The sequence below is a fragment of the Bradyrhizobium iriomotense genome, from assembly GCF_030160715.1.
GTDB lineage: Bacteria > Pseudomonadota > Alphaproteobacteria > Rhizobiales > Xanthobacteraceae > Bradyrhizobium > Bradyrhizobium iriomotense.
The window spans coordinates 1-25911 of record NZ_BSOW01000002.1; the positions used below are offsets into that span (position 1 = coordinate 1).

24 protein-coding genes and 2 pseudogenes are annotated in these 25911 nt (G+C 60.9%); 3 read left to right on the forward strand and 23 right to left on the reverse strand.

The annotated features are described in order from the left end of the window. Positions 1-336: 336 nt before the first annotated feature. Positions 337-2898 (reverse strand): annotated as a pseudogene (locus QQL28_RS02275) (strawberry notch-like NTP hydrolase domain-containing protein); the annotation flags it as partial. Positions 2899-3224: 326 nt separating this feature from the next. Between QQL28_RS02275 and QQL28_RS02280 the strand changes: the two are divergent. Next, positions 3225-3563 carry a hypothetical protein gene (locus QQL28_RS02280; protein WP_284260575.1) on the forward strand — a complete coding sequence of 113 codons (339 nt, stop codon included), beginning with the start codon at positions 3225-3227 and terminating at the stop codon, positions 3561-3563. Positions 3564-3603: 40 nt separating this feature from the next. Here QQL28_RS02280 and QQL28_RS02285 read toward each other — a convergent pair whose 3' ends face one another. From QQL28_RS02285 to QQL28_RS02365, 17 genes and pseudogenes are all read right to left on the reverse strand, one after another. Beyond that, complete coding sequence (locus QQL28_RS02285; RefSeq protein ID WP_284260577.1) at positions 3604-5748, reverse strand: ParB/RepB/Spo0J family partition protein; 2145 nt, start codon at positions 5746-5748, stop codon at positions 3604-3606. A gap of 172 nt (positions 5749-5920) precedes the next feature. Beyond that, positions 5921-7116: pseudogene (locus tag QQL28_RS02290) on the reverse strand (DUF932 domain-containing protein). Positions 7117-7379: 263 nt separating this feature from the next. Then, positions 7380-8087: a HoxN/HupN/NixA family nickel/cobalt transporter gene (locus tag QQL28_RS02295; protein ID WP_284260578.1), complete on the reverse strand. Its 708-nt coding sequence runs from the start codon at positions 8085-8087 to the stop codon at positions 7380-7382. Positions 8088-8103: 16 nt separating this feature from the next. Further along, complete coding sequence (gene hypB / locus QQL28_RS02300) at positions 8104-9060, reverse strand: hydrogenase nickel incorporation protein HypB (protein ID WP_284260579.1); 957 nt, start codon at positions 9058-9060, stop codon at positions 8104-8106. Beyond that, entirely contained in the window at positions 9060-9401 is a 342-nt protein-coding gene (locus QQL28_RS02305; RefSeq protein WP_284260580.1) for a hydrogenase maturation nickel metallochaperone HypA/HybF, read from the reverse strand. The genes hypB and QQL28_RS02305 overlap by 1 nt, the downstream gene beginning before the upstream one ends. An 8-nt stretch (positions 9402-9409) precedes the next feature. Next, complete coding sequence (hypE, locus tag QQL28_RS02310) at positions 9410-10477, reverse strand: hydrogenase expression/formation protein HypE (protein ID WP_284260581.1); 1068 nt, start codon at positions 10475-10477, stop codon at positions 9410-9412. Beyond that, on the reverse strand, positions 10474-11604 hold the full coding sequence (gene hypD / locus QQL28_RS02315) for a hydrogenase formation protein HypD (protein WP_284260582.1): 1131 nt from the start codon (positions 11602-11604) through the stop codon (positions 10474-10476). Before hypD ends, hypE begins: the two co-directional genes overlap by 4 nt. Further along, complete coding sequence (locus tag QQL28_RS02320; protein WP_284260583.1) at positions 11601-12293, reverse strand: D-sedoheptulose-7-phosphate isomerase; 693 nt, start codon at positions 12291-12293, stop codon at positions 11601-11603. The genes hypD and QQL28_RS02320 overlap by 4 nt, the downstream gene beginning before the upstream one ends. Before the next feature lie 4 nt (positions 12294-12297). Then, positions 12298-12588, reverse strand: coding sequence for a HypC/HybG/HupF family hydrogenase formation chaperone (locus tag QQL28_RS02325; RefSeq protein WP_284260585.1), 291 nt, complete (start codon positions 12586-12588; stop codon positions 12298-12300). Then, the gene (gene hypF, locus QQL28_RS02330) at positions 12558-15014 is read right to left on the reverse strand and encodes a carbamoyltransferase HypF (RefSeq protein WP_284260587.1); all 2457 of its coding nucleotides are present in this window, start codon (positions 15012-15014) and stop codon (positions 12558-12560) included. Before hypF ends, QQL28_RS02325 begins: the two co-directional genes overlap by 31 nt. After that, complete coding sequence (locus QQL28_RS02335; protein ID WP_284260589.1) at positions 15011-16213, reverse strand: NHL repeat-containing protein; 1203 nt, start codon at positions 16211-16213, stop codon at positions 15011-15013. The genes hypF and QQL28_RS02335 overlap by 4 nt, the downstream gene beginning before the upstream one ends. A gap of 2 nt (positions 16214-16215) precedes the next feature. Further along, entirely contained in the window at positions 16216-17085 is an 870-nt protein-coding gene (locus QQL28_RS02340) for a NifU family protein (RefSeq protein WP_284260591.1), read from the reverse strand. Positions 17086-17107: 22 nt separating this feature from the next. Further along, complete coding sequence (locus tag QQL28_RS02345; protein ID WP_284260593.1) at positions 17108-17323, reverse strand: hypothetical protein; 216 nt, start codon at positions 17321-17323, stop codon at positions 17108-17110. Between the two features lie 20 nt (positions 17324-17343). Beyond that, complete coding sequence (locus QQL28_RS02350; RefSeq protein WP_284260595.1) at positions 17344-17553, reverse strand: hypothetical protein; 210 nt, start codon at positions 17551-17553, stop codon at positions 17344-17346. Positions 17554-17581: 28 nt separating this feature from the next. Next, complete coding sequence (locus tag QQL28_RS02355) at positions 17582-18481, reverse strand: tetratricopeptide repeat protein (protein WP_284260596.1); 900 nt, start codon at positions 18479-18481, stop codon at positions 17582-17584. Positions 18482-18700: 219 nt separating this feature from the next. After that, entirely contained in the window at positions 18701-19012 is a 312-nt protein-coding gene (locus tag QQL28_RS02360) for a hypothetical protein (protein WP_284260598.1), read from the reverse strand. Then, entirely contained in the window at positions 19012-19494 is a 483-nt protein-coding gene (locus tag QQL28_RS02365; RefSeq protein ID WP_284260600.1) for a hydrogenase maturation protease, read from the reverse strand. Before QQL28_RS02365 ends, QQL28_RS02360 begins: the two co-directional genes overlap by 1 nt. Between QQL28_RS02365 and QQL28_RS02370 the strand changes: the two genes are divergently transcribed. Beyond that, positions 19399-19623, forward strand: coding sequence for a hypothetical protein (locus QQL28_RS02370; protein ID WP_284261564.1), 225 nt, complete (start codon positions 19399-19401; stop codon positions 19621-19623). The genes QQL28_RS02365 and QQL28_RS02370 overlap by 96 nt on opposite strands. A 15-nt stretch (positions 19624-19638) precedes the next feature. Here QQL28_RS02370 and QQL28_RS02375 read toward each other — a convergent pair whose 3' ends face one another. The 4 genes from QQL28_RS02375 to QQL28_RS02390 all read right to left on the reverse strand — a co-directional run bounded on the left by QQL28_RS02375 (position 19639) and on the right by QQL28_RS02390 (position 23056). Beyond that, positions 19639-19956, reverse strand: a complete 318-nt coding sequence (locus QQL28_RS02375; protein WP_284260602.1) for a hypothetical protein — start codon at positions 19954-19956, stop codon at positions 19639-19641. Between the two features lie 27 nt (positions 19957-19983). Further along, positions 19984-20295 (reverse strand): hypothetical protein, encoded by a 312-nt coding sequence (locus QQL28_RS02380; protein WP_284260608.1) that lies wholly within the window; start codon positions 20293-20295, stop codon positions 19984-19986. Positions 20296-20395: 100 nt separating this feature from the next. Continuing rightward, positions 20396-21877, reverse strand: a complete 1482-nt coding sequence (locus tag QQL28_RS02385) for a nickel-dependent hydrogenase large subunit (protein WP_284260610.1) — start codon at positions 21875-21877, stop codon at positions 20396-20398. Between the two features lie 186 nt (positions 21878-22063). Beyond that, entirely contained in the window at positions 22064-23056 is a 993-nt protein-coding gene (locus QQL28_RS02390) for an NADH-quinone oxidoreductase subunit B family protein (RefSeq protein ID WP_348522474.1), read from the reverse strand. Between the two features lie 322 nt (positions 23057-23378). Between QQL28_RS02390 and QQL28_RS02395 the strand changes: the two genes are divergently transcribed. After that, entirely contained in the window at positions 23379-23600 is a 222-nt protein-coding gene (locus tag QQL28_RS02395) for a methyl-accepting chemotaxis protein (protein ID WP_284260614.1), read from the forward strand. A 661-nt stretch (positions 23601-24261) separates the two neighbouring features. On the opposite strand, the gene QQL28_RS02400 is transcribed toward QQL28_RS02395, so the two are convergent. Then, positions 24262-25704, reverse strand: coding sequence for a sigma-54 dependent transcriptional regulator (locus QQL28_RS02400; protein ID WP_284260615.1), 1443 nt, complete (start codon positions 25702-25704; stop codon positions 24262-24264). Positions 25705-25911 lie beyond the last annotated feature (207 nt).

Sequence of the window (25911 nt, forward strand, 5' to 3'; positions counted from 1 at the left end):
GCGATTTGGCAAAATGGCGGGCGAACTGCGAAATCTGCAGCAGATAGCAATCCTGCGTATGCGGTGACAGATTGCGGATCTGCATGTCGTTTATCATACGTAACCGAAGCGGGGTCATTGAAGGCTCCTTGGCAAAACAACGAAAACTGCCCGAAGGCAGCAACGTCATTTTGCTCGAAGCCAAGCCTATGAACGCTGCAAATTACGTCTCACCATGGCACGCCAAAGCCGTTACAGTTGCTTCAGCCGCATTCCTCCATCTGACGATGGGCCACTCTTGCCGAGTGTTCTGCCGCGGAGCGGCTTCGTCCAATATGTGTTATCCCGAACTCGGGATAAGACATACTCGCGCGGCGTGATGTCCACGCGCACGTCGTTCCACTCCTCGGTCGGGATTTCGGCGAGCCGCCGCTCCATCAGCGCCTCGCCGGTCGACACGATCTGGATCACCGCGGCATGGCCCTCGGCCAAGTCCCGTTCGATGGAGCGGACCAGGGTCGGCGTCTTCATGCTGGTAAGCAGATGACCAAAGAAACGCTGCTTGGCCGATTCGAAGGCCGAGCGCGCGGCCGACTTCGCCTGACGATTGAGCGTGCCGGTCTCGCCAGTGATGTTGGCGGCCTGCATCGCCGCGTCGAGGTGATTGTGAATGACGCTGAAGGCACCGGCATAGGCGTCGTAGATGCGCCGCTGCTCGTCGGTGAGCTGGTGCTCGACCAGTTCGTATTCGACGCCGTCGTAGGAAAGCGAGCGAGCAGTGTAGAGGCCGAGCGAACGAAGATCGCGGGAGAGCACCTCCATCGCCGCGACTCCGCCCTCCTCGAGGGCCTCGACGAACTCGGCGCGCGTGGCAAAAGGAAAATCCTCGCCGCCCCAGAGCCCGAGGCGCTGGGCGTAGGCGAGATTGTGGACGGTGGTGGCGCCGGTCGCCGAGACATAGACGATGCGGGCATTGGGCAGCGCATGCTGCAGGCGCAAGCCGGCACGGCCCTGCTGCGAAGGCGCAACATCGCCGCGCTCGCCCTTGCCGCCACCGGCATTCTGCATGGCATGGCTCTCGTCGAAAATGATGACGCCGTCGAAGTCGGAGCCCAACCATTGAACAATCTGCCGGACGCGCGAAAGCTTCTCGCCGCGGTCGTCGGACCGCAGCGTAGCGTAGGTTAAAAATAGGACGCCTTCGGCCAAGCGGATCTCACGCCCTTGAGGGAAGCGCGAGAGCGGCGTGATTAGCAGACGCTCCATGCCGAGCGCCGACCAGTCGCGCTGCGCGTCCTCGAGCAGCTTGTCGGACTTCGAGATCCAGACCGCCTTGCGCCGGCCCTGCAGCCAGTTGTCGAGAATGATGCCGCCGGACTGGCGACCCTTGCCGGCGCCTGTCCCGTCGCCGAGCATGAAGCCTCGGCGGAAACGAACGGTGTTCGGCGCGTCGTCTCGGGCGGCCGCGACGAGGTCGAAGGTCTCGTCTACCGTCCAGGCGCCAGCGAGATAGTTACCATGCGCCTCGCCGGCATAGATGACCGTCTCAAGCTGGGCGTCGGACAGAATGCCATCGCTGACGAGGTTTGCCGGCAGCCGTGGCCGATAGCTCGGCTTCGGCGGCGCGACCGAGGCCATCGCGGCCGACTGCACCAGCTTGGTCGGATGCGCCTGCGCACCGTGGATCCGGATCGATTGGAGCCGGTATTCTTCGTAGATGGCGTCGCTGAGGCGCGCGCCCTCGGGCGGCGCCAAATCGGTCGTCTCATAAGCGAGGTCGACGGCTTCGGGATCGGCGACCGACGCCTTAACCGGCTGTGCAGCGGCGCTCGCGAGATAGCCGCGCACGGTGCGACGCGCCGGCGAGGCTGACACGGGAAGCACACCGGTCGATGCGACGCTCAGACGAGGTGGAACGTGCTCGCCGATCCAGCGGAGCAGTGTCGCAACGTCGGGCGCCATTCCCGGCGACGCCGGGAACGCGCTCGGATCCGCGGCCGGCACCTTGTCGATCACGGTGAGGCGTGTCTCGATCGTGGTGCCATGCTTGGCATAAACCGCCCCGGCGATCGCCGCGGTGAACACCACCCGACCGCGTTCCTGCAAACGGGCGAAGGCGTCGCGCCAGGCTGAGGCTTCGGGTGAGAAGCTTGCGCCAGTGATCGTGACCAGCCGGCCGCCATCGGCGAGACGCGCCAGAGCCGCGGCGACGTGACGGTACGCAGTGTCCGCCATGCGGCCCGAGACGTTCGCCATCGCCGAGAACGGCGGGTTCATCAGCACGACGCTCGGGACGATGGCGGGATCGAGGTGGTCGTCAATTTGGGCCGCGTCGAAGCGCGTGACGGAAATGGCCGGAAAGAGGGAAGAGAGCAACGTGGCCCGGGTCTCGGCCAGTTCGTTCAGCACCAGCCCGCTGCCGGCGATCTCGGCGAGGATGGCGAGCAGCCCCGTGCCTGCGGACGGCTCCAACACTCGATCCGCCGCTGTAATGGCAGCTGCGGTCAACGCAGCTAGGCCGACCGGGAACGGCGTCGAGAATTGCTGGAAAGTCTCGCTTTCGGCAGAGCGGCGAGTGTGGGTCGGCAGAAGCCCCGCGATCTTGTCCAAGGCGGAAAGTCGTGAAGCCGGAGAAGCGGCTTTGCGGAAGAGCGCCTTTCCGTATTTGCGCAGGAACAGGACGGTGGCGGCCTCACAGGCATCGTAGGCCGCTTTCCAATCCCATGCGCCCGTCGCATCGGATGCGCCGAAGGCCACTTCCATCGCGGCGCGCAGAATTTTGGCGTCGATGCGTCGACCATGCTCAAGATGTGCGAGAAGCTGCTCAGCCGCAGCGATGATCACGCTGGCGCCCTCGGGAGCGCGTGCAGGCGAGATCGGGGCGGCCTCGTCGGCCGCGGTCGAGAAAAGGTGGTTCATGAGGGGAGCCTCAAGGAGAGCGGGAGGAGCGAGCCGGCCGGCGCTCTCTCTCGGACCGAACCGGCTCAAATCCATCCCGGCCCCACTCTCACTCTCTGCCTGATGTCTTGAAACTTTGCGGGCAGGACATTACTTTTGCTGCGTCAGGGTCGCTGCGCGCCGCGCAGCAAGAACCGCTTGTGGCGCGAGCCTCAAGAGCTGAACGGCCTGGTTAACAGGCTGCCGCTGACCTGCCCCCGTGCTTTTTGCGCGGGGCGGGTCTCGGCATGCGGTTCACGAGCCCCGACACGACCATCGAACCGCTTCGTCCAATGAAGGAGGATTTGATGGCTCAAATTCTGAAGTTTCCCACCAAGAAGATTGAACCTGTCACCGTTCGCGGCGGGAGTAAGCACCGCATCAGCGTCGAGGTTCGCGACGATGTTCGACCGCGACGCACGCGGTGGAGGGTTCAGTTCGAGATCCAGGAAGCGGCAGGGTTCGCTGCTTTGAAAGGCTTTACCGATCGCGCCGTGGCCCAAGGCTATCGACATCGCTTCCAAGTCAGCAGCACGCGGGCGGTACGGCGGTTCGTGGCGGAAACCTCCGGCCTCGTGGCCGTCGGCCGGATCGCGATCTGGATCGACGGCCTGAAGGTGCAGTCACAGGTCGCTCGCAGCGCATAAAAATTGGCTGGGGCGAAGACCATCGCCCCAGCCAGTTTTTCTACTCAGCAGCGATCATGTGCGACTCGTCCGCTTGATCGGCCGGAGTTTCCTCGTCGTCGCCGGCGAGGAATTCCGGCAGCGCTTCGCTATCGCTTTCAGGCTCCGCGGCGTTGGCGGTCGCAGCCTGGTCGACGTCAACCATTCTGAGGGGTTCGGGCAACCAGCCGGTCTCGGCCAGCAGCCGTTCAGCCTCCTTGGCCATGTCGCCCTTCTTCAGATGGTCGATGAGCTGGGTGGACCGCTCGCCGGCACCCTCGCGCACCGCCTCGAGGATGCGGCGCTTCGGGACCCGGCCGAGATAGTTCTCGACGGTGGGGCGCCAACCGGACGCCACCATGTCGAGGTCGACGGCGAGGGCGATGCGATCGGCATCCGCGATCCGCTGCTCGACGGCGTGCGGGGTGGCGCCGCCGCCGTAGCGGTCGCCCTTCTCGTAGAGCGCGTTGACGCCGAATGAGGCGCAGTGCGCAAAGAGCGCCGCCTGCTCGTCGCCGGCCAATCCGGTGAGCCAATCCCAGAGACCGGCTTTGTCTTTGGGCAGGCGCTCCTCCCATGTCTTGTGGCGCGCGTCGATGGCCTTGGCCGCCCGCGTGTCCTTCAACCCTTGCGCCTGCACCGGGAAACTCGCGCTGCGCACGGAGACCTCCATCGCCGTTCCGTAGGAGGAATAGCGGGAGAACACGTCCAGGCAGAATTTGTGCAGCACCGCCTGGAAAGCGACCGAAGGCGTGGTCGCCAGCTTGTCGCGCAATGCCAAAGTCCGCTCCGCCGTGAGCTCGGTCAGAAGACGGTCCGGCAGCGGCTTCACCGCATCGTCATCCTCGTCCTCGGACTCTGCAACCTGGCCGCCGATGGTGACGACGGCGCGCTGGATAACCGGTGCTGATGGTTCGGCGCCGTCTAGGGCCGCGGCATCGGGTTCGCCGCCCCTGCCCTGCTCTGGCTCGGTCACGGGCACTTCGTCCTCGGGCCGGACGTAGCCGCGATCGACCAAGAGCTTGCCTTCGGCGTCGATGCCGACGAACACGCCTGCGCGGGCGATGTCGGCCTGCTGATAGATGACGGGTCGATCGTTGAAGGCGCCGAGAGCCGTCTCAATTTCGCCAAGGCGCTGGTCAATCTCATCGGGAAGCTCATCCACGCCGTCATGCTCGGCTTCGAGCTTGGCATATTCGGTCTCGAGCGCCTCGATGGTTGCCTGTTCTTCGGTGGTGAGATCGGCAAGTACGCCGTCCAGCTCGCGCAGGCCACGAGCATGGCCGTAGGGGAAGTCGATCGCGACCTCAATCCACTTCCAACCTTCGGCGGCGATCGTTTCCGCCTCCGCCTTCAGCTTCTCGGCGACCAGACGGTCGAGCAGAGCGACGTCCTCCAGCCAGCCGCCATCGTCGGACTGGAACAAGTCGCGCAGCACCACACCACCAGCAGCCTCGTAGGTGTCGAGACCGACAAACACGGCGCGCCGGTCGGAGGCGCGTGCCGTCTTCTCCGTCAGCATGCGGCGGATCTGATAGGGTTCCTTCTGCCAAGAGCCGGAGATGGCCTGCCAGACCTGGTCCTGACGAGCATGATCCGCGGTGACGGTGAAGGCCATCAACTGTTCGAGCGAGATGCCGTCCTCGCCATAGATGTCGAGCAGCGCCGGCGAGACTGCGGCCAGGCGCAAGCGCTGTTTCACCACGTTGATTGACGTGAAGAAAGCCGCGGCGATGTCCTCCTCGGACTGCCCCTTCTGGCGCAAAGCCAGGAATGCCCGGAACTGGTCGAGCGGATGCAGCGGCGCGCGCTGAATATTCTCCGCAAGCGAGTCGTCCTCGGCGAGAATGGTGGTTGCCGCATCGCGCACAACGCAAGGCACCGGCGCGGTCTTGGCCAGGCGCTTCTGCTTCACCAGCAGCTCCAGCGCACGGTAGCGCCGGCCGCCGGCCGGGATCTCGAACATGCCGGTCTCGGCGCCTTCGGCGTCGAGGACCGGCCGGACGTTGAGGCTCTGGAGCAAAGTACGCCGGGCGATGTCCTCGGCCAGCTCCTCGATGGAGACGCCGGCCTTCACACGCCGGACGTTCGACTGGCTCAGCACCAGCTTGTTGAAGGGAATGTCGCGCGAGGACGACAGGGTGATCTTTTGAACAGCAGCAGCCATAAGTGATACTCCGCGACGGGCGACCCAAAGTCTCTCTCTGGACCTCCAACCCGTCACGAAGCGCAGCGCCGCCCTCTTCCTCTCCAGGGCATTGCCACAAACCGACGATCAGGAAAAACGGAACAGCACGAAGCCTGAGACACGCCGTTCCGCGTTTCCGGCTTGCCGGGTATCAGGCCGCGCGGTCGAGCAGCTTCTTCGCGCGCGCCTCCATATCGAGTCGTGCGTCCTGATGGGTCTTGCCCCGCGCAACCGCTGTGATGCCTTGCACGAAATCGAACACGCTTTCGGGCTTGCGCCCTTCCTCGGACAGCACCCGTTCGATGATCTTCGCCGTGTCGGTCTTGGAGAAGCCGCGCTTGCGCAGGAACTCGCTGCGGTCGTCGTCCGTGCGGGCCACGATCTTTTCTCGCGCGGCCCTGATGCCATTGACGAAGGGCTTCGGTGAGGAATTGGCAAAGCTGGCCAGCGCCGGCGCCGCCTCGTGGGCAAACCGTGAGGCGGCGTATTTGGAGTGGCGGATGGTGATCTCCTCGAAATCCTCGACGCCCCACAGATTGCGGTTCTGACAGACGGCGCGAAGATAAAAGCTCGCCATCCGAGCGTCTTCGCACCCACCTCGGAATTCCAGCAGTAGAAGCCGCGGAAGTAGAGGTCCGGCGAACCGTCGGGAAGCCGGCCGGCCTCGATGGGGTTGAGGTCGTCGACCAGGAACAGGAAAACATCGCGATCGGACGCATAGAGCGTCGTCGTATCCTGGGTGATGTCGACGCTCGGGTTATAGACGCCCGTGGACCATTCCAGGACGCCCGGAATCTTCCAGCGCGTGTCGCCCGTACCATTGCCGGCGATACGCTGAACGGCCGCTACGAGTTCGTGGTCAAATATGCGCCCGTAGGTAGGACCGGTGACAGCGCGTAGCTCGACTCGACCGTCTTCGATCTCGAGCGTCTTCATCTGCTCGATGGAATGGGAGGTCAAGCCGTATTGCAGGTTGATGCCAGCGAGCGGCGCCGGAAGCTGACGGAGGTAGGCCGCCGGCGCTCCGACCAGGCTGGCAAGTTGGCCGAAGCTCCAGTGAGTTGGCGCGATCGGCGTGTCGGAATCGGGCAGCACCAGAGCCAGGCGCTCGGCATCGTCGCGGCTGGCCTCAACCCGGATCGCAGCGCTCTCGACCGTTCGGGTCCGGCTTCGCTCGCTCCGTCCACGCACCGCGGCATAGAGGTCCGACAGGGAGAGATAGCGCTCGTCTGCCGGCCGCGAGAACCACTCCGACGATACTCGGCCGACGCGCTCGCCGCGGGTCACGTCCACCTTGTAGCCGCCAACGTGGTTGCGGCCAGCGCTCAGAACTTCGACTTGGGTCATGGGTCATCTCCACGACAGGTGCCGGAGGCCTCTCCTCCGTTCTCCAACCCGTCATGGCGAAGCCCGTCCGCCCTCTTACTCTAAAGGGGGCGTTGCGGGGTGTCCCCGCGAGATGGGGTCGGCCGAGACCTTGGCTCGGCCGCAGGGGAAGGCTTTCCCCGCCTATGCTTCCAGATCGCGATTCAATAGCTTCCAATCGGCGGACTGTTGATTTCCAACTTGCCGAAGGTCGTTCAGCGGGGGCTTTGCTACAAAGTCCTAAGTCACGCAGGCTGCGCTGCCAGAGTTGTCGCGAACACGGTCATCAGCCCGATACCGAGAGCCACGCCGCCCGCAATTAACTGCAGCACGCGATTGGCCCAGGTCAGCGTGCGCGCCGATATCACCAGCGGTATCGCGATCGCGGTCGACAGCGCGGCCATCCCGATCATCGAGCCTACACCAAATAGCAGCATATAGAGCAGGCCCTCCCGACTGTTCGCGACCTGCGACACGGCGAGCACGAGCAATGCGGCCGAACCGGCCATGCCGTGCATAAGACCGACAATTAGCGTTCGCCAGCGGAAGCCATGTGCATGCTCGTGGGCGCCCAGGTTGTGTGGTCCAGTCTCGTTGGCGTGCGCATGAAGGTGCAGATGTGATGCGCCGTTCGGGTGTCGATGCTGGTGAAAGTGAACGCGATCGCACCACAGTCGCCATAGTACGTGACCTCCCAGGATCATCAACATGATCCCGACCGCGGTCTCTAGCCGGACCGAGAGATGCTGTGGGATCGCTTGGCCGAGCAGCAAGGCGGCACCTGCAAATAAGAACAGAGTGACCGTGTGACCGAGCCCCCATGTCAGTCCGTGCTTGACGATCTCTGCGGCATTGCTGCGGCGCGCCGCAATCGCTGATACGGCTGCGACATGATCGGCCTCCAGCGCGTGCTGCATACCCAGCAAGAACCCCAGCCCCAAGATGGCGATCATTGTACCAGCCTATCCGTTACGACGCGAAGACCCGCTCCTTGACGTGCTGGACCTGGTGCCTGATCCAGCCGTACCACGTATCGAGGCCCTCTCCGCTCCTGGCCGATACCTGCAATATTTCGATACTTGGGTTGACCTGCCGCGCATAGGCGACAGCCTTGTCGACGTCGAAATCGAGATGCGGCAACAAGTCAGTCTTGTTCAGGATCATGAGGTTCGCGGACTGGAACATATGCGGGTACTTAAGTGGCTTGTCCTCTCCCTCCGTCACGGAGAGAATGACCACCCTCGCGTGCTCGCCAAGGTCAAACATCGCCGGGCAAACGAGATTTCCGACGTTCTCGATCATCACGATCGCTCCTGCCGGCGGCTGCAATTCTGAAAGCCCGCGCGCGACCATGTCGGCTTCAAGATGACAGCCGGTTCCGGTGTTCACCTGCACGGCCGGCGCTCCCGCCCGCCGAATCCGTTCTCCGTCATTGGCTGTAGCTTGATCCCCCTCGATCACGAACAGATCGGTCTCGTGGTGCAAGTCGCGGATGGTCCGCTCCAAGAGCGTCGTCTTGCCCGCGCCCGGCGAACTCACCAGATTTAGGGCCAGAATCTCACGCCCAGCAAACCAGGCCCTGTTTCTTGCCGCGAGCGCCTCGTTCTTGGCGAGAACCCGTGCTTCTATTTCAACGACGGTGGCGCTGGCGTGTGGGCCGTGATCATGCGCATGCTGCTGATGATGATCGTGACCATGGTGATGGTGACCATGGTCGTGTTCATGGTGATGGGTGTGGTCGGCCTCATGGGCGTCCGGATGTCCATGGTCATGCGAATGCGCGTGAGCCACACCATCCGAATGGACGTGAAAATGTTCGTGCCCATGTTCGGCGGCCTCGGCCTGGTCAAGGCTGCTCGTCTGACCGGTCTGCATATTGAGAACCGTCGCGCCCGACTTGGCGCCACAACCACAATGCCCGCACATCAAGCAGCCTCCTCTTCGATTTCCATACTTCTGATACGCAGTTCCTCGCCCTGGAGACGAGTGAACTGCCGTGATCCGCAGGGACAGGGCGTAAACAGGCTTTCCTGATCGAATTCTGATCGGCAGGCCGCGCAATGGGCTCGTCCTGCAATTCGCCTGATATCAAGGACCGCGCCTTCAAGAGGCGAGCCCTTGGCCACCGTCTCGAAGCAAAACGCGACCGCCTCACCCATCACACCGGAGAGCTCGCCGATATCGACAGTGATGCGGCACACCCTCCGTCCCTTGGCGGCATCGCTGACGATGGCAACGATGTTGCGCGTAATACCGAGTTCGTGCATGGGCCCTCTCAGCAGATCCGGGGCAATTGTTCGCCGACAAGCATGTCGACAATCCGATGGCCTCCCAAAGTCGTTCGCATGGTGACGCGATTTTCTTTTTCCGCCCCGATTCGTCCGACTACAGCTGCATCGACGCCCAGCGGATGGCTACGCATCGCCGCGAGCGCCGCTTCGGTTTCGTTCGGCGGGACAACGACGACGATCTTGCCCTCATTGGCAAGGTAGAGCGGATCCAAGCCTAGGATTTCGCAGAAGGCCTTCACTTCCTCACGGATGGGCGTCACGCCTTCGTCGATCTCGATCGAGACCTGTGATCCCTCCGCAATCTCGTTAAGAACGGTTGCAATGCCGCCGCGGGTCGCATCCCGAATAAAGCGCGTACCTGGTGCTGCCGCCAGGATGGAGGCAATCAATTCGTGCAGACACGCGCAATCGCTTGCAATCGGCGTTTCGAGCGCCATGTCGCCGCGCGCGCACAGGATTGCGGCACCATGATCGCCAAGGAGCCCATTCACGAGCACGGCATCGCCTACGCATGCCTTGTCCACACCGAGTACGACTGAGGCAGGAATCGTCCCGACACCGCTCGTCGTGACGAACATCTTGTCACATGCGCCTCGCGGCACAACCTTTGTGTCGCCTGTAGCGATCCGCACACCGGCCTGCATCGCGGTTTGCGCCATGGAGCGCGCGACCTTCCTTAAGAGATCGATCGGAACTCCCTCCTCAATGATAACCGCACAGGACAGGAACATCGGCACTGCCCCCCCGACGGCGAGATCGTTCACTGTCCCGCAAACCGCAAGCTTGCCGATGTCCCCGCCGGGAAAGAACAACGGATCCACGACGAAAGAATCGGTCGTGAAGGCGAGCCGGTCGCCATATCCTTGCAACATCGCAAGCTCGAAACGCGCTTGGTCTTCGAGCGGCTCGGCGGAATGCTCGTCGAACGCTGCCAGAAACACGTCATCGATCAGGTCCTTCATTGCCTTGCCACCACCCCCATGGGCAAGCGTCACGGCACTGACGTTGACCTTCCCGCGCCTACGGGCCTTGACGAAGGGAATGATATTCATACGACCTCCGCCTGGTGTTTCTGACCGCCATATTGATAGTACGCTGCACAGGCGCCCTCCGAGGAAACCATCAGCGCTCCAAGTGGCGTTTCGGGGGTGCAGGATGTTCCGAATACCTTGCACTGCCACGGTTTAATGGCGCCCTTTAACACTTCGCCACACTGGCACGATTTCGGGTCGGCTATTCTGACGTTCGGAATCGCGAATTTCCGCTCCGCGTCGAAATGCGCGTAGGCCTCGCGCAGCCTGACGCCGGAATGGTCGATCGAGCCTAGTCCCCGCCATTCAAAGAATTCGCGCAGCTCGTAGACATGGGACACAGCATGCAACGCGGCATTGTTGCCCTCGTCCGGCACGATGCGAGCATACTGGTTCTCGACCTCAGCCCGGCCCTCCCTGATCTGCTTGAGGAGCATCCAGATCGACTGCAGGATGTCGAGCGGCTCGAAGCCGGCAACCACCATCGGCTTCCGGTAGAAGTTCGCGATGAATTCGTAAGGGGCGGTGCCGATCACCATCGATACGTGGCCTGGCCCCAGAAAGCCGTCAAGCTGCAGGCCGGGGCTGTCGAGGATGGCCTTGATGGTCGGAACGATCGTGATGTGATTGCAGAAGACCGAGAAGTTTCGGATGCCCTCGCTTTCGGCCTGCAGGATCGTCAACGCGGTCGAAGGCATCGTCGTCTCAAATCCGAGGCCAAAGAACACAATCTCGCGCTCCGGATTGCGCTGCGCCAATGCGAGCGCATCCATCGGCGAATAGACCATGCGCACATCGGCGCCATCGGCCTTGGCCTGCAGCAGGCTCTTCTTCGAGCCAGGGACACGCATGGCGTCCCCAAACGTGGTGAAAATCACGTTCGGACTCTCGGCGATCGCCACGCAATCGTCGACCCGTCCCATTGGCAGTACGCAGACCGGGCAACCGGGACCGTGGACCAACTCGATCTGTTTAGGCAGCATGCCCTCCAAGCCATAACGGAAGATGGAATGCGTGTGGCCGCCGCAAACCTCCATGAGGTAAAGCGGCCGATCCGGCGGAAGTGCCATGCTCGAGATCAACGCCTCGATCTCGCTGATCAGCACGCGCGCTTTCTCGCCGTCGCGAAACTCGTCCACGTACTTCATGCGGCGGCCCCCTTGGTTTGCGCGGATCCCCGGTCGTCCGCAAGCAGCGTATGAACGAGATCCCAGAGAATGTGATAGGCGGTCACATGGCACTCCTGCGTGCGATGGATCGAGGTCGTGGGAACCACCAGACAGTAGTCGACACTACCCGATGTTTTCATCTTGCCGCCGTCGCCGCCGGCAAGCCCGATGGTCACGATGCCCATTTCCCTGGCTTTCGCAAACGCAGCCATCAGGTTTGAGGAATTGCCACTGGTCGAGATACCGATCAGCGCGTCGCCGCCCCTTCCCTGCGCAAGGATCTGGCGGACGAAGACATGCTCGAAGCCAAGATCGTTGCCGACCGCCGAAATCATAGCGAGATCGGCGACGAGATTGGTTGCTGCGAGCGCGGGCCGTCCCGCCGTGATCGGATGGACGAACTCCACGGCCACATGAGATGCATCGCAGCTTGAGCCACCATTGCCCATGGAAAACAGCCGACCGCCGTTCCGATAGACATCAGCCACCGCTTTGGCTGCGGCCACCAGCATTTTGGCATTCTCGCCGAAGAAGCGTCCGTTGGTCTCCCGCGAGTCGCGGGCCTTCTCTTCGACTGAGAGCATCAGGGCGGCATCGAGCCGATCTGGGTCCTGCTGCCCGCCATGCAAGAACGGATAGAGCGCCTTGAGATCGCTATTTCCGGACATGACACTACCCTCCTGCTTGGGCTGCCGAGCGCTTCATCGCCTCGATTTCAGCCTGGGCCTCACCGAGTTCTGTAAGAATCTTCAAAGTTTGCGCGGCTTCTTCTTCGTCGATACGGCTCATCGCGAAACCGACATGCACGAGCACCCAGTCGCCGACGCAAGCCTTGACCGGATGGTCGTCGCTGACGATGCAGGCAATATTGACCTGACGCTTGACACCGCTGATATCGACGGTTGCAAGCTTCCGCGTCTCGTCGTCGATCCTTATGATCCGCCCGGGAATGCCGAGACACATGGTTTGTTTCCTTCCCTGGTGTTTTTGTTCGATTCGATCAGATGCGCGGCGGCGATGGCCGCTTGGCCGAGCGCAAGTCCTGCGTCGTTCGCGGGAACCTGAGCCTGCGACAGCACCCCGAAGTGGTCTCGCTCCAGCCGGCGCGCAACCTCTTCGAAGAGAATTCGGTTCTGGAAGCAGCCGCCGGTCAGCGCGGCCGTCGCGAACTTCCGCTCGGTCCCATCTGAACCGCCAGCAAGCTTGCGCGTCATGGCGACGATGGCTTTCGACAGGCCCTTGTGGAACCGTGTCGCGATCACCGAAGCTGGTGTCTTCAGGATCAAGTCGCCCAGCACCGCGTGCCACATCGCGAGCGGCTCGATATAAGGTGGACCCGAGCCGCGCAGATTCGGAATCGTCAGTGGATACGCCAGCGCCTCGTCTTCGTTCAAAAGCAGATCCTCATCGACCAGCGCTTCGAGCCGCGCGGCGGCCTCTCCTTCGTAAGATTGGATGTCGCGGCAAACGCCGATGGCCGCCGCCACCGCGTCGAACAACCGGCCGCAGGACGATGCAAGCGGCGCATTGATCCCGTTCCTGACCATCGCATCCAACATGTTACGCGGCTTGGCCTCCAGATACGCGTACACCTCAAGCTCTCTGAAATTCATCGTAAACTCGGACCAATTCATCTCAGCCATTAGATGAGCGTAGAGATTGCGCCATGGCTCGCGCGCAGCTTGAGCTCCCCCGAGCATTGCAACGGGCTTAAAGGTACCAAGGCGCTCGTATCCGCAGTAGTCCGCAAGCAGGAACTCACCACCCCAAAGGGCACCATCATCACCCCACCCCAAGCCATCAAGGACGATTCCCAGTACGGGCGGCGCACCAAGCGGATATCGATTTTCGGCGAGGCAGGAGGCGACGTGTGCGTGGTGATGTTGAATCTCGATCAAGGGTACTGCACTGTCGACTGCCGCCGCACGACCGAGCTTCGAGGACAGATATTCCGGGTGCATGTCGACAACCAGGGCCGTCGGAACATGCTGGAATAGCGAGGCGTAAAGCGAGAGATTTTTCACGTAATCGTCGGAGGTCGAAACATCTTCCAAGTCGCCCTGATGCTGCGAAGGAACAGCGGCTCCATCCTTTATCAGGCAGAATGTCGCCTTTAGCTCGCCCCCCAGTGCAAGCAGATCCGGCGCGGCTTCAAAACCCTGCGGTAGAGGCAGCGTCGCCGGCGCATAGCCTCTGGCCCGACGCAAGAGACGCGGCCTTCCCCTGACGATACGAACCACGGAATCGTCGACGCGATTGGCGATCCTTCGATCGTGCGTCAGGGCGAAGCTTGCTATTCCCCCGAGACGCTCGCGCAGTTCTTCGTCATCTGTCACCTGAGGCTCATTGGACAGATTACCACTGGTCATTACCATCGGGCGATCCATCCGCCGCAGCAGCAAGAGATGCAGCGGCGTGGTCGGCAGCATGAAGCCAAGAGTTTGCAGCCCAGGCGCGACTTCGTCAGGCAGCCGCTCCGACCCGTCCGCGCGCAAGAGCACAATTGGAGCGACCGCGCTCGTCAATTCAGCCGCTTCTTGTTCATCCAAACTGCAGTAACGACGGATGATTGCGGTATCCCGGGCCATCAGCGCGAAGGGCTTGCCATCGCGCCGCTTGAGCTTTCGTAGCTGCGCAACCGTATCGGAACGCGTGGCGTCGCAAGCGATCTGATACCCACCCAGCCCCTTGATCGCGACAATTTCTCCCTTCTGGATCAAGCTGCAGGCCGCGTCCACATCGTCGAGCATAGAAAATTGCTCGAACGTGAAAGGGCGCCCGTCCAGACGGATCAGCTTCGCCCTGGGTCCGCAGACATGACAAGCGACAGGTTCGGCATGGAACCGTCGGTCGGAAGGGTCGCGATATTCACGGGCGCACTCGGCGCACATCGTAAATGGCGCCATGGTGGTCTTTGCACGATCGTACGGAATGCCGTCAACGATGCTCAGGCGCGGCCCGCAATTTGTACAGTTGGTGAAGGGATAGCGGAAGCGACGCGCGAACGGGTCGGTGCTCTCACGCGCGCAGTCCGCGCAAACGGCCGCGTCGGGAGAGACCTCGGTATGCGCGGTACCCTGCTCGCTGTTAGCAATGACGAACTCATCGGGCAGAGCCCCAGCGTAGGGCTGCATTTGGATGGCGTCGATCCGACTCAATGGCGGAGGATCGCTCACGATGCGGTCGATCAGCATCTTGACCACGGCGTGTTCGCCTCTGGCGCGAACCAGCACCCCGTCGCCATCGTTCAAGACTTCGCCACCAAGCCCCAGCTGACGCGCATAGCGCCATACCGTAGGCCGAAAGCCGACCCCCTGGACGCGACCCCGTACCCGGATCTCGACCGCTTCCGCAAGCTCGTCCTGGACGATACGCTCGAGGCTGCTCATGGCCCCTTCTCCCAGAGCAGGATTCGATTGTTACCGCTATCGGCGATCGCGAGCGTTCGACCGGACGATGACGCATCGTAAGGCCAGCATAAGCTGTCGCGACTGGCGACACGCCAACGGTTGTCGCCCTTGTCAGCAAAGCCGTGCTGGGCCGCCAGGCCCGTTGCCGGTCCGTCCATTGCCAGCCCATCGAGGTCAAAGGCGAGCAATCGTGAATTCGCTGTGTCGCAGACCACAAGCTGATCGTCCCACACCGCGAGCCCATAAGGCATGCTCATTGCGCTGGACGAGGGGTCGTAGGTGGATCGATTGTGATCGACACCAAGAAAGTCGTCCTGGCCAAGCACAAGATCACAAGGTTTCCCGCTGCTGGCGGGGAAACGACGCCACACCATGACACGGTTGTTGCCGGCATCCGAAATTGCAAGCGTCCTTCCGTGGCACGCGATGCCGTGCGGCCATCGCATTCCCAGTGCGCTGGCCGCACTCCCTGCATTATCGTCGCGCGTGGTAAAATCCCTTTGACCTAGGACCAAATCGGCCGGCGCGCCATTGGCTGTCGGAATCTCGTTCCACACCAGAACACGGCGATTGCCGGTATCACAGACGATCAGCCTTCGCTGATTGATGGCAACCCCATAACACCAGTTCAGCGTATCATCGCGCGGCGAAGGGTAGCCGCGATTGGCAAGCCCGCCGCTGAAGTCCGCCTGACCGAGAACCACGTCAGCAGGCCGATTTGAGCACAAGGGCAAACCGTACCAGATCAGGATTCGATGATTCCAGGCATCGGCCACCGCCAAGACACCATCCGCGGCGGCAACGCCGGTGGGGAAATTGAGCGTATCGGGACCAACGTCACGCTTGGCGTTCCGGCCTTCGCGCGAGAACTCAGCTTGGCCAATCAAAAAATCGGCCGGCGCTTGGTCGTCGGACGGGCACTGGGTCCATATCAAAAGACGGTGGTGGCCGCTGTCGCAGACGAACAATGGCCCGTTCTCGCTGATAAGACAGACCCCACGCGGACCAAAAAGCGTATGGGCGGAGGGAACGATCGATTGCACAAGCCCGTCCGTAGTGACTTCACCGCCAAGGATCACTTTCGCGCCGCTTGCCGACAAGAATCGGTGCGGCACATGATTATCGTGCGGGATGGCGCGTCGCTGGTTCAGGCGTATGGTCGCGGCAGAGGTGACCATGGCTAAGCTGATATCCTTATCTCGACACTTGACCCAACAATTCTGACGGCGTGCGGTTGCAACTGCACCTCGGGCGCAGTCAGGCATTCGCCACTCGCGAGATCGTACCGGAAGCCATGATAGGGACATGTGATGATGCCGTTCTTCACCTCACCATCATGAATCGGAAATCCCAAGTGCGCACAGGCATTCTCGAAGCAGGTTAGCGACGCGCCGTTACGCGACAAAATGATCTTCCGTCCGCCCAGCTCCATCGAACGGATCGCGCCATCGGGAAAGTCCGACAGAGTCCCTGCTGATATCCAGTTCCCTTCGGCGTTCAGCGCAAAGGGGCTGATGAAGCGAACAGCGCCCTCGGAGACCGCGCCCGCTCCCTTGACTTGAACGACATCGGTAATCTCGGGACAGACGTCCTGAAGCGCCTTCTTCACTCCGGCATGGAAGGTCAAGGTAGAGGCAGGACAGCTGTCGCACGCCCCTTTGAACCGAACCTCGACGGTTGGCGGACGCACGTCGACCAGCTCCACGTCACCGCCATGTGATTTGAGCATCGGCCGGACACTTTCGAGCGCCTGCTCGACACGTTCGTTAAGGCTTGCCTTCAAGACATCGTAACTCCGCAGCACCGCATAGACGACTTCATCTGTAGCTGCGGTTTTCATTGCCGCGAGCGCAGCCGGATCGACCTTCAACGCGCGTATCAGTCGCCGAAAAGCTTCGGCGTTCAGCGCTTCGAGCGCCAGCTTGTAGGCGCCAACGACTGATCGCGGCCCGTCATCCCAGGTCGCAACGATCGACTCCAACCGTTCGATATCGCTGACAAAGCCAGCGAGATTGTTCCGGACTGTTGGTGTCAATTCAAGAGCGTTCATAGTATCTCGCGCGTGCGGCTCATCATTGATAACGCAGGTTCCGGAACAGATAAGGTTGCAATCCTCCGCCGATCGCCGCCGCGACGACGGACGCGCCCCAGATCGGAACACCAATCGTCGCGAGAGCAACGAGGAGGATCGCTGTTATGGCCACTCCAATCGCGATCTGCCGGTAAGCCTTGACCGGCTCGGCAAAGAGCTTTCCGCGAAAGAACAGCAAGATGGAATTCTGCGCCATTGCCCACATGTTCGCCCCCCTCACCCGACGATCGCGAGAACGACAAGACCGAGCAGGACCCCGGCGATCCCCGCCAGCGGCCCGTAGAACGCCCCAAGGAGCGCCGCCAGCTCTCGCCCGAGCACCTTTCCGCCCACAACAATGCCGCCGACAATACCGCCCGCGATTGAGGCGAACACACCCAGGCAAAGGCTCAAGGCAAAGATCACTGGAGATACGGATTCGGCCATTCCTGAAGACTCCTATGGTTGAAAGTTCTCATTGCAGAGGGGAAGCACGATCGAGGGACGCTCCAAGCTCCGTCAGCTCGCACTCGATCTGCATCATCGCTTCGTCAAGCATGCGCGCTCGTTCGAGATCACTATGCTCGGCAAAAATCTCACGCGCCTCCCTGTAGTAGACCAGCGCCATCGAAAGATTCATGCCGTTACCGGTCTCGGAGCTCTCGATATGGCCCGGCAAATTCCACAGGCAATTCGCCTTGTTGGAGATCGTGTTGGCATATTCGAGCGGGGTCGTTTCGCGCGTGCGGACCTTGAGCGCTTCGTCGTATGCCTCGATCGCGCGAAGATTATTTTCGAGCACGTGACTCGACGAGACATACTGCAGGGCATTGCCGAGATTGTTCTGCAGCATGGCGTATTCGACTGGATCATCGACCAGCGTCACGACCTTGAGAGCTTCCTCGAAAGCCTGCACCGCGAGCGCCTCCCGCATCTTGGCGCGCTCGTCGGTCATCGGCATCGAGAGAAAGGCGGTCGCAAGGTTGTTCTGCAGAATCGCATACTCCTTCGGATGAACGTTGCGCGTGAAGGTGCGAAGCGCGCGCTGATAGGCGGCAATCGCATCCGAGATTCGCGCCCGCCCAACACCGGCGAGAGTTTGGAGGCATAGCCCAAGATTCATCTCCGCCTCGGCAACCTCTTCGGCGACGCCGACATCAGCGAGCACGGGAATGACGTCTTCAAAGATGACGCGTGAGCTGTTGAGGGCCTCGGTCCCCTGCTCAGGCATCGCCTGCAGAGCAGTTGCCTTCCGCGCAAGGATACGCGCGCGTAGCAGGCGCCTATCCTGCGTACAAATCGTCAGAGCCTTGTCGTAGAGGGCGATCGCAGAGCCAATCGCATCTGGCGATTTGGGGCGTGACTGCAGCCCCATTGCGATTTCCATGAGCATTTCAGCCCGCTCGACCGGCGTGGCCTCGTCACTGTCCGCAGCTTCTAGAGCTGCACGAACCTGGTCGTCAGTCAGACCCGCGGCCACAGCGTCCCCTCCGGACACGCGCGCCGCTTTACTCAGGGCGCGTCATTGATGCGGATCAAATCTAACAACCAAATTTGGTGACTGTCTACTCCTTATGCGAAGTGTAAACTTCGTTTACACTTCAAACGCCCCAGCGATCATGAGCGCACCGTGCGTGCTCGACCACTCGGCTGCGAATTCGGTGCAAAGATTTTTAAGGGAGCCGCTCTCGCGAAAGAAGTCCGGCGCGTGAACGACCCGGTCGCCGGCCTTGTTGCGCATCTTGAGAAGGTAACCGCCGGCTGCGGAGTGCCGGACGGGGAGGATGCAAAGATCACGGTCCCGTCGCAGAAGAATGACGGATTCGAGACGATCGAAGAAGCGCGTGTAGACATCGCTCGAAAGATACACGGCCCCGTCTTTAATGATGACCGTAGAGGAAGACATCAGTTGCTCGATCCATTCGATAATCGTGTTCGGATGAGCTCCTCGATTCGATCAGCAACTTTTGATGCCGCGCCCGATGCCGGCTCGGACATCGTCAATCCGAGGTCGATGCTTTGCGCCTCGATCAGGAAAACCACGACATCGTCCGGAAACGCGTCGCGAAAAATCGCCTTTCCGGCAAAGAGCGCATGATCCCAGCGAAAGTCATGAAGGTTGAGGCCCGGCGCATAACGCTGCGTCAATTCGCTTCCCGGCACCTCAAAAATGGCCCCGGGCTCTGATCCAGATTGACAGGCATCGATGACGATCAGCGCGCGACATCCACGGGCTGCGAACATCGTCGCCATTCCATCCGTCCCGGCATCGAGCAGGCGCACGGCGCCATCATGATCGAGACCTCGGCGCTTGAGCAACTGCAGAACGGCAAGGCCAGCTCCGTCATCCGAGCGGTTTGGATTTCCACAGGCGACGACAGCTATCATAGCGGAGCCTCGGTGGGATCATCGCCCTTCGTTTCAGGATTGCTCGGTGCGGACAGTCCGTTGCGGGACCTTCAAGCGAAGGTGCGCCATGGTGTTCAGCATGACAGCTTCACGCACGCATGGCGATAGTGTTGATCCAGCCGATCAGATCCGCCAAAGCCTGCAGGACCAGTGGGGTTCGACTGGTACATCCAATTCCGGCAGTTCGCAGTAGCGCCGATGGACCTTGTAGTACATACAGGTCTCGCAAAGTTGGCACACGCCACCGTGTTCGACCGGATAGGGGGTAAACCCGGCGATCAGAAGCTTCGAATTCAGATCGTTTCCGGCCAGCTGAAGCTCGTTCACGAGCTTATGAACGTCCTCATGGCTGTCTGCCCGCGGAAAGATATCCGTCACAAGACCCGAATTGAGCAGGGTGCTGATTTGGGTGCGCAACTCGTGATCGCTTACGGCGGTCATTGGCGCTCGCTTCTGAAAGGGTTCAGTTCAGATTCGCCACAGTCGGCACCACCAGTCCGGTTCGACCGGCACTGAGAGTTCAGGCAAGTCGCACCATTTGCGATGAACAAGGTAGTACATACACTCCAGACAACGCTGCCTGTCCGGTCCATAGGGCTGATCGAGGAAACCACTGATTACCAGCTTTGATTTCAGATCCTTCGGGTCAAGCTGACGCAGCTGCAGCAAGACCTCAGCGAATTCCTTATCGGTCTCGGGAAACGGCTCAACCTGCGTCTTGAGCCCGTTTTCGAGCATATCCGCTATAGCCTTCAGGACAGCCCCGTTGTCGGACGCCATGCGCAACCCGCCTTTCGACGTAATGGTTCATCCAGCTCCGTTCGGCCTGTGACTTGCCGAACGAAGCCCATCGACGCAATCCAGCACTCGGTGAGTATATTCAGGCCGTTCTAAAACGCGCCAGCTCCTCGCCGGTCTTGGCATCATGTGCATGCACGGTGCAGACCAGGCAAGAGTCATACGAACGGCAGACGTGGCCGACCTCGACGGGATCGTGCGGATCCTTGATTGGCGAGCCGATCAGCGCCTGCTCCATTGGTCCTCGCGTCCCATCAGCTGCCCTCGGCCCAACATTCCAGGTCGTCGGCGCGATGATCTGGTAGTTCTTGATCTTGCCGTCCTTGACCTCGATCCAGTGGCAAAGAGCCCCGCGGATGGCCTCGGTCGCCCCCCAACCCCGTCCGTCCCGCTCGGACGGCTTGATGTACCAGGGATCATTCAGGCGAAACTCCCGCAGCGCATGTTCGGCCTGCCGATACAGCTTGACCCCTTCATGCATGCGAGCGAAATGCCTCAACATCACGCTGGCTCCGCCCAGCTTCTTGTACATGTCGAGCACCAGCGGGTCGTAGTGCTGCCAGGACTCACCGTGCTTGCCGCCCGCGATCAACTGGCGCGACAGCGGCCCCGCTTCAAGACGCCCGCTTTCATCGTGCCGCACCGCGGTGGACCAGGAATACTTACCACCCATATCAACCGTATTCTTTTGCGTCGGCACGGTCTTCCGATCGAACGGATGCAGGCCGCCGGGTTCGTCGTACCATGCATGAGCGGTATCTTCGCGGGTGAATTTCTGATCCATCAGCTTGAACGTGTCGCTCTGCCCGTCGTACACGCCGCTCTTCATGATGACGGCAGCGTTGCGGCCATCGATCGTTGGCTTCTGGTACTTGTCCTCGTGCGGCAGGTATCCCCAGGACACGAAACGTCCGTGGCCCTGACCGTACTTGTCCATGCCGCAATCGATGCTCATCCGCCAGAACATGCCGAGGTCTGAATTGGCATGTTGCGGCCTTTCATCGAGCCAAGCCATGAAGTCATCGTAGGTCTTGATCTGTTCGTACCGTTCCAGCGAACAACCGAGCCAGACCTTTTCCATCCATTCGCGACGGAAATACTCAAGGATCGACCACGCCCGGGTCACGTCGGTGAGCGTAGGCGCGCACATCACCCCGCCCGGAACCATGTAGCTGGAGTGGGGCCACTGCCCGCCCAAAAGCGCATAGATCTCGACAGGTTTACCGGAAATGGTGACGCCGATCTCGTAGTTGCTACCTGTGAACGGCGCCCATCGCTTCACCGCCTCTTCATAAAATTTGGAACCCGAATAGTTCTTGTGGGTATAGTCGATCATGAAGAGCCCGTAGTGATGCCGCGGAAGGCTCTGCAAGCTCTCGACCAGTTGGCCAAGATTTCGCGCCAGGATCGCATTGCGCGGCACCTCGGTCTGCCAGGCCGTGTCCAGCGCCCAGGCGGCGCACGTCAGGTGCGAGGCACCACAGATGCCGCAGGCGCGGGGCGTAACGACGAGGCCGGCTTGCGGATCCTTGTCGCGCAGGATGATTTCGAACCCGCGAAACAATTCGGCCTGCGTCCAGGCGTCGACAACGACGCCATCTTGAATGTTGACGCGAACGTCGAGGTCGCCTTCGACGCGACCGACCGGCGAAATATCAAGAGTTTGTACTGCACTGGGCATGAGAGTCCGTCCCTAACAACTGAAAAAGGAAAGCAAAGAGCTCGCGGGCAACCGAAGACATTCTCCGCGTCAAACGACGAAGATGTCTTCCTCGGCCCACGCAGGAGAGGCGGCCTTCGCCGCGGCGGTCAGCTTGATATAGCCGGACTTGTCGACGCCTTTCGGAAGATCCTTGGGCACGCCCATCAGCGTCTGTGTTTTGAACACCGTGCCGGGCGCAAGCTCGAAGAACGGAAACTCCGGCTCGGTGCAGCCCATGCAGGGCATTCCTGCACGCGTTTTGGAGGATTGACGATTCCAGAGGATTCGATTGCACGGGGAGTGCGTCATCGGACCCCGGCAGCCGAGATCATAGAACAGGCACCCCTTTCGTTGCCCATACTCCGTGGCCGATACTTTGTAGGCAAAATGCATGTTACGGGTACAGCCGGTCTGCGTGAAGCTCGTGAAGAAGGTCTTCGGGCGCTGAAACTCGTCAAGCGACAGATCGCCGCCTCGCCCCGTTGCCACCGCGACAACAATTTGGGTGATCCAGTCCGGATGCGCCGGACATCCCGGCACATTAATGACGGGGAGGCCCGCCTTTGATTTGTAGTTCGCGCCGAGATATCCGCCGTGCTGGCGCTTGAGAAACTGTAAGCCCTGGCTCTCCGAGGGGTTTGGCGCCGTTGCAGGAATGCCGCCCCACGTCGCGCAGTCACCGATGGCGACCGTATAGCCGGCCACCCTTGCAAGGTCGCTCACCCAATCCTTCATGGGGCGGCCGGCAAAGCGATTCCACTCGCCTGTGCCATTTGGCGCGTTAACAACAGAGCCTTCAAATACGAATATATCGAGGGGCATTTGCCCCGATGTCAGCGCGTTCAAAAGCTTCCGAAGATTGTCGCCGAGCTCGAGGCCGAGCGAGGGATGCCATAACACGTTGATGCCGAAGTCGGTCACGAGATCGCAGGCGCTTGGCTCCTCGGCATTGAGAAACGACATCGTGTTTCCGGAGCACGCTCCCCCCTGGAGCCAAAGAAGATTAGCCATCATTTCCTCCACCAAATAAGACGCACTCATGCGGCATCTTGAATGGAAGGATAGCAAGTCCCGTGCCGAACCGCTGATAGGGTAAAATTGCGCGGCAATTCAGTAATTTCAGGGTTCAACCGCGCGCGCGGAGCAATTGCTCCTCTCGATTTTGTGCATACTAACTTTGCTGTGCATAGATGGTTTTCAGAATGAGGATCCGAAGCAATCTGGCATTCGCGCTGCACCATCTTGCACTCGAACGTCACGCTAGAATCTTTTTGGGCTGCGCGCAGCTTGATGGACTTGTCACAGTTTATTTGGATTCCTGTCATGACGAAATGTTTCCCGTCTACACTGACACGACACGACGTTGGCAAGTCCTCCTTCGAGGCGATACGAAGCCAATGACGGCGCGATCGCACGAAATCGCGAGGCATTGCAAACCATCCTCAGCGCGGTCGCGAAGATCGAACTCGTCATCAGCATGATCGCGAAGATAGCGACCCAGACGGATCCGATTGCGCTCAACGCGCGTATAGAAGCGGCGCAGGCCGGCGAAGTGGGCAAAGGCTTCGCGGTGATTGCCACCTAGGTGAAGCTGCTTGTCGTTCAAACCGCCAAGGAGACCTCAGAGATCACGACGCAGATCTGAGCAATCCAACGGGCATCGGCGCTGTCCGCCGAAAACCTCGACCAAGGCCGCCGAACGATCGATGAAATCGCAGTGTTCAGCCAATCCATGACGAGCGCCGTTGACGAGCAGGAGAACGCGACTCGCCGCACCAACCGAAACATCTCGGATGCTGCGCGTTTCGCGCACGCCGCAACCTAGTCGATTACGTCGATGGCAGGCCTGAATGGTCGAACGAAGGCGTTGTCGGAGGAGCCTCACTGCCTTATCCAGGTCGGTGCCCGCTGCGATGGACGAGATCCGCGGTGAAGCAACCAAGCTACGGGCGCAAATGGTGCTCGCTGAATCTGTTTGACTAGGTCCTACTTCACCCGTGGCGATTTCCGCAGGCGGGGCAATTTACCTCGAGCAGATAGCCATACCAGATGCCTTGGCAGCGACTGCACCAGTGCCCCGTCGTCTGTCGCTCGGGCAGACCAAGCCTCTTCGACAGCTCACTTAATCCAAGATTCTTGAAAGGTGTGTGGGCCCCGGAAGGCGAAACCCGGGACTGTGGAAATCGCACCAAGTTCGTCGGCGGGTTCGGCTCAGAAGAATCCTGGCTCTCGACCATTGTCGCCTCTCAGCCTGTCTCATCAAGACTGTATCGCTTGATCTTGTTGGCGAGCCCAACGCGCGACAACCCCAATTCGTTCGCCGCCCTGCTTTGGTTCCAGCGGTGCCGCGACAGAACTTCATTCACGACCTGCTTCTCCAAGGATTCGACCTTTTCTTTCAATGTGGTTCCCTGCACGGCGTAGCCACCGGCAGAACTGAGGCGACGCGGGGGGGCCGCGAGAATGGCCGGCGACATGTGCTTGGTGGTCAGGTATTCTCCCTCCTCCGTAAGCGAGACCATACGACGGATCTCATTCTCGAGTTCCCGAACGTTGCCAGGAAAGTCGTAACTGACCAGCTTCTCGAGGACGGCAGCGGAAATGCCGAGAATCTTCCGCCCGATCGCATCGCTATGTTTCGCTGCAAAAAATTCGGCGAGCGCCGGAATATCGTCGGGTCGATCCTGCAGCGGAGGCACCTCGAGCTCGAATCCTCGAAGACGGAAATAGAGGTCCTGCCGAAATCCTCCGGCAGCGACCAGCGCCCGCAGCGAACGGTTAGAGGCGGCCAAAATCCGCACATCGCTGGTCACGATCTTATCTGAACCGAGCGGCTTGACCTCGCCTTCCTGCAAGAAGCGGAGAAGGCTTACCTGAAACGAGGGCGAAACTTCAGATATTTCGTCGAGAAACACTGTCCCCCTGTCCGCGGCGCGAAACAAGCCGAGCCGGTCTGATACGGCGCCTGTGAACGCGCCACGCTTGTGGCCAAACAGCTCCGACTGGAGCAACTCGTCTGACATCCCGCCGCAGTTCTGGACCAGAAGCGGACTGTCGCGCCGGCTTGAGTGGTAATGAATGGCACGGGCGAGAAGCTCCTTACCAGTACCGGTCGCGCCCTGGATCAGGATCGGCAATTCGGTCTTTGCCGCCTTTCGCGCGACCTCGCATAGATCATGCAGCTTTTCGCTGACATAAACGAGCTTCTCGAACCGGCGGCTCTCGGGCGGCAACGGCAGACTGTGGCGCGCATGAATGTTCGCCGGATCAGCTGGAATTTTGAACTCTCGCGTCAGCAAGCGGTGACGCCGTGCCAGTTCGCGCGACTCCAGCCCACGTTCGACCATCAGACCGATCTGTTTGGCATCCAGCGGCTTGCGGATCAGCTGATAGATACCCGCCGGCGCCATCTCGCGCTGACCGAGCTCCGCTTTTGCGTCGAGGGCCAAAATCCGGAGCACATCCGGATGCGAGATTCGCAAATCAACCAGGAATTTCAGGCCCTTGCCCTCAGAGCCATATTCCACGAGGGCAATATCCACGTGGGCACCGGACAACGCAGTCAACGCGCTATCCACCGCATCAGCCGTCAGGACGCGATAGTCATATTCATCGGACAAAGTCTCAGCGATCGCGGCCCATTCCGGGCCGCTCCGCCCGACGATCAGCACTGTCCCTAGTTCGCGCATGCAACATTCTTTTCAAATTGGAAAGTAGGTTAGCGGCACCTGTGGCACAAATCAATCGCGGCTCTTTAGTCGCCGCCCCAATGCTGTGATATGCCCTTCGAGCACCGGCTTGCGTAAACCCGCAATTAACCGCGAACGGCGAATTGACCGGCTTCGGCAACCTCATTGAAAAGGCCTGCCCTTAGACTTCTGCGCTCACTGTGGGGG

Excerpts from the sequence above, each read along its gene's own strand:
- QQL28_RS02280 (WP_284260575.1), top strand. The coding sequence starts at position 3,225 with ATGGCTCAAATTCTGAAGTTTCCCACCAAGAAGATTGAACCTGTCACC.
- QQL28_RS02285 (WP_284260577.1), bottom strand. The coding sequence starts at position 5,748 with ATGGCTGCTGCTGTTCAAAAGATCACCCTGTCGTCCTCGCGCGACATT.
- QQL28_RS02295 (WP_284260578.1), bottom strand. The coding sequence starts at position 8,087 with ATGATCGCCATCTTGGGGCTGGGGTTCTTGCTGGGTATGCAGCACGCG.
- hypB (WP_284260579.1), bottom strand. The coding sequence starts at position 9,060 with ATGTGCGGGCATTGTGGTTGTGGCGCCAAGTCGGGCGCGACGGTTCTC.
- QQL28_RS02305 (WP_284260580.1), bottom strand. The coding sequence starts at position 9,401 with ATGCACGAACTCGGTATTACGCGCAACATCGTTGCCATCGTCAGCGAT.
- hypE (WP_284260581.1), bottom strand. The coding sequence starts at position 10,477 with ATGAATATCATTCCCTTCGTCAAGGCCCGTAGGCGCGGGAAGGTCAAC.
- hypD (WP_284260582.1), bottom strand. The coding sequence starts at position 11,604 with ATGAAGTACGTGGACGAGTTTCGCGACGGCGAGAAAGCGCGCGTGCTG.
- QQL28_RS02320 (WP_284260583.1), bottom strand. The coding sequence starts at position 12,293 with ATGTCCGGAAATAGCGATCTCAAGGCGCTCTATCCGTTCTTGCATGGC.
- QQL28_RS02325 (WP_284260585.1), bottom strand. The coding sequence starts at position 12,588 with ATGTGTCTCGGCATTCCCGGGCGGATCATAAGGATCGACGACGAGACG.
- hypF (WP_284260587.1), bottom strand. The coding sequence starts at position 15,014 with ATGAGCAGCCTCGAGCGTATCGTCCAGGACGAGCTTGCGGAAGCGGTC.
- QQL28_RS02335 (WP_284260589.1), bottom strand. The coding sequence starts at position 16,213 with ATGGTCACCTCTGCCGCGACCATACGCCTGAACCAGCGACGCGCCATC.
- QQL28_RS02340 (WP_284260591.1), bottom strand. The coding sequence starts at position 17,085 with ATGAACGCTCTTGAATTGACACCAACAGTCCGGAACAATCTCGCTGGC.
- QQL28_RS02345 (WP_284260593.1), bottom strand. The coding sequence starts at position 17,323 with ATGGCGCAGAATTCCATCTTGCTGTTCTTTCGCGGAAAGCTCTTTGCC.
- QQL28_RS02350 (WP_284260595.1), bottom strand. The coding sequence starts at position 17,553 with ATGGCCGAATCCGTATCTCCAGTGATCTTTGCCTTGAGCCTTTGCCTG.
- QQL28_RS02355 (WP_284260596.1), bottom strand. The coding sequence starts at position 18,481 with ATGGGGCTGCAGTCACGCCCCAAATCGCCAGATGCGATTGGCTCTGCG.
- QQL28_RS02360 (WP_284260598.1), bottom strand. The coding sequence starts at position 19,012 with ATGTCTTCCTCTACGGTCATCATTAAAGACGGGGCCGTGTATCTTTCG.
- QQL28_RS02370 (WP_284261564.1), top strand. The coding sequence starts at position 19,399 with ATGATCGAGACCTCGGCGCTTGAGCAACTGCAGAACGGCAAGGCCAGC.
- QQL28_RS02365 (WP_284260600.1), bottom strand. The coding sequence starts at position 19,494 with ATGATAGCTGTCGTCGCCTGTGGAAATCCAAACCGCTCGGATGACGGA.
- QQL28_RS02375 (WP_284260602.1), bottom strand. The coding sequence starts at position 19,956 with ATGACCGCCGTAAGCGATCACGAGTTGCGCACCCAAATCAGCACCCTG.
- QQL28_RS02380 (WP_284260608.1), bottom strand. The coding sequence starts at position 20,295 with ATGGCGTCCGACAACGGGGCTGTCCTGAAGGCTATAGCGGATATGCTC.
- QQL28_RS02390 (WP_348522474.1), bottom strand. The coding sequence starts at position 23,056 with ATGAGTGCGTCTTATTTGGTGGAGGAAATGATGGCTAATCTTCTTTGG.
- QQL28_RS02400 (WP_284260615.1), bottom strand. The coding sequence starts at position 25,704 with ATGCGCGAACTAGGGACAGTGCTGATCGTCGGGCGGAGCGGCCCGGAA.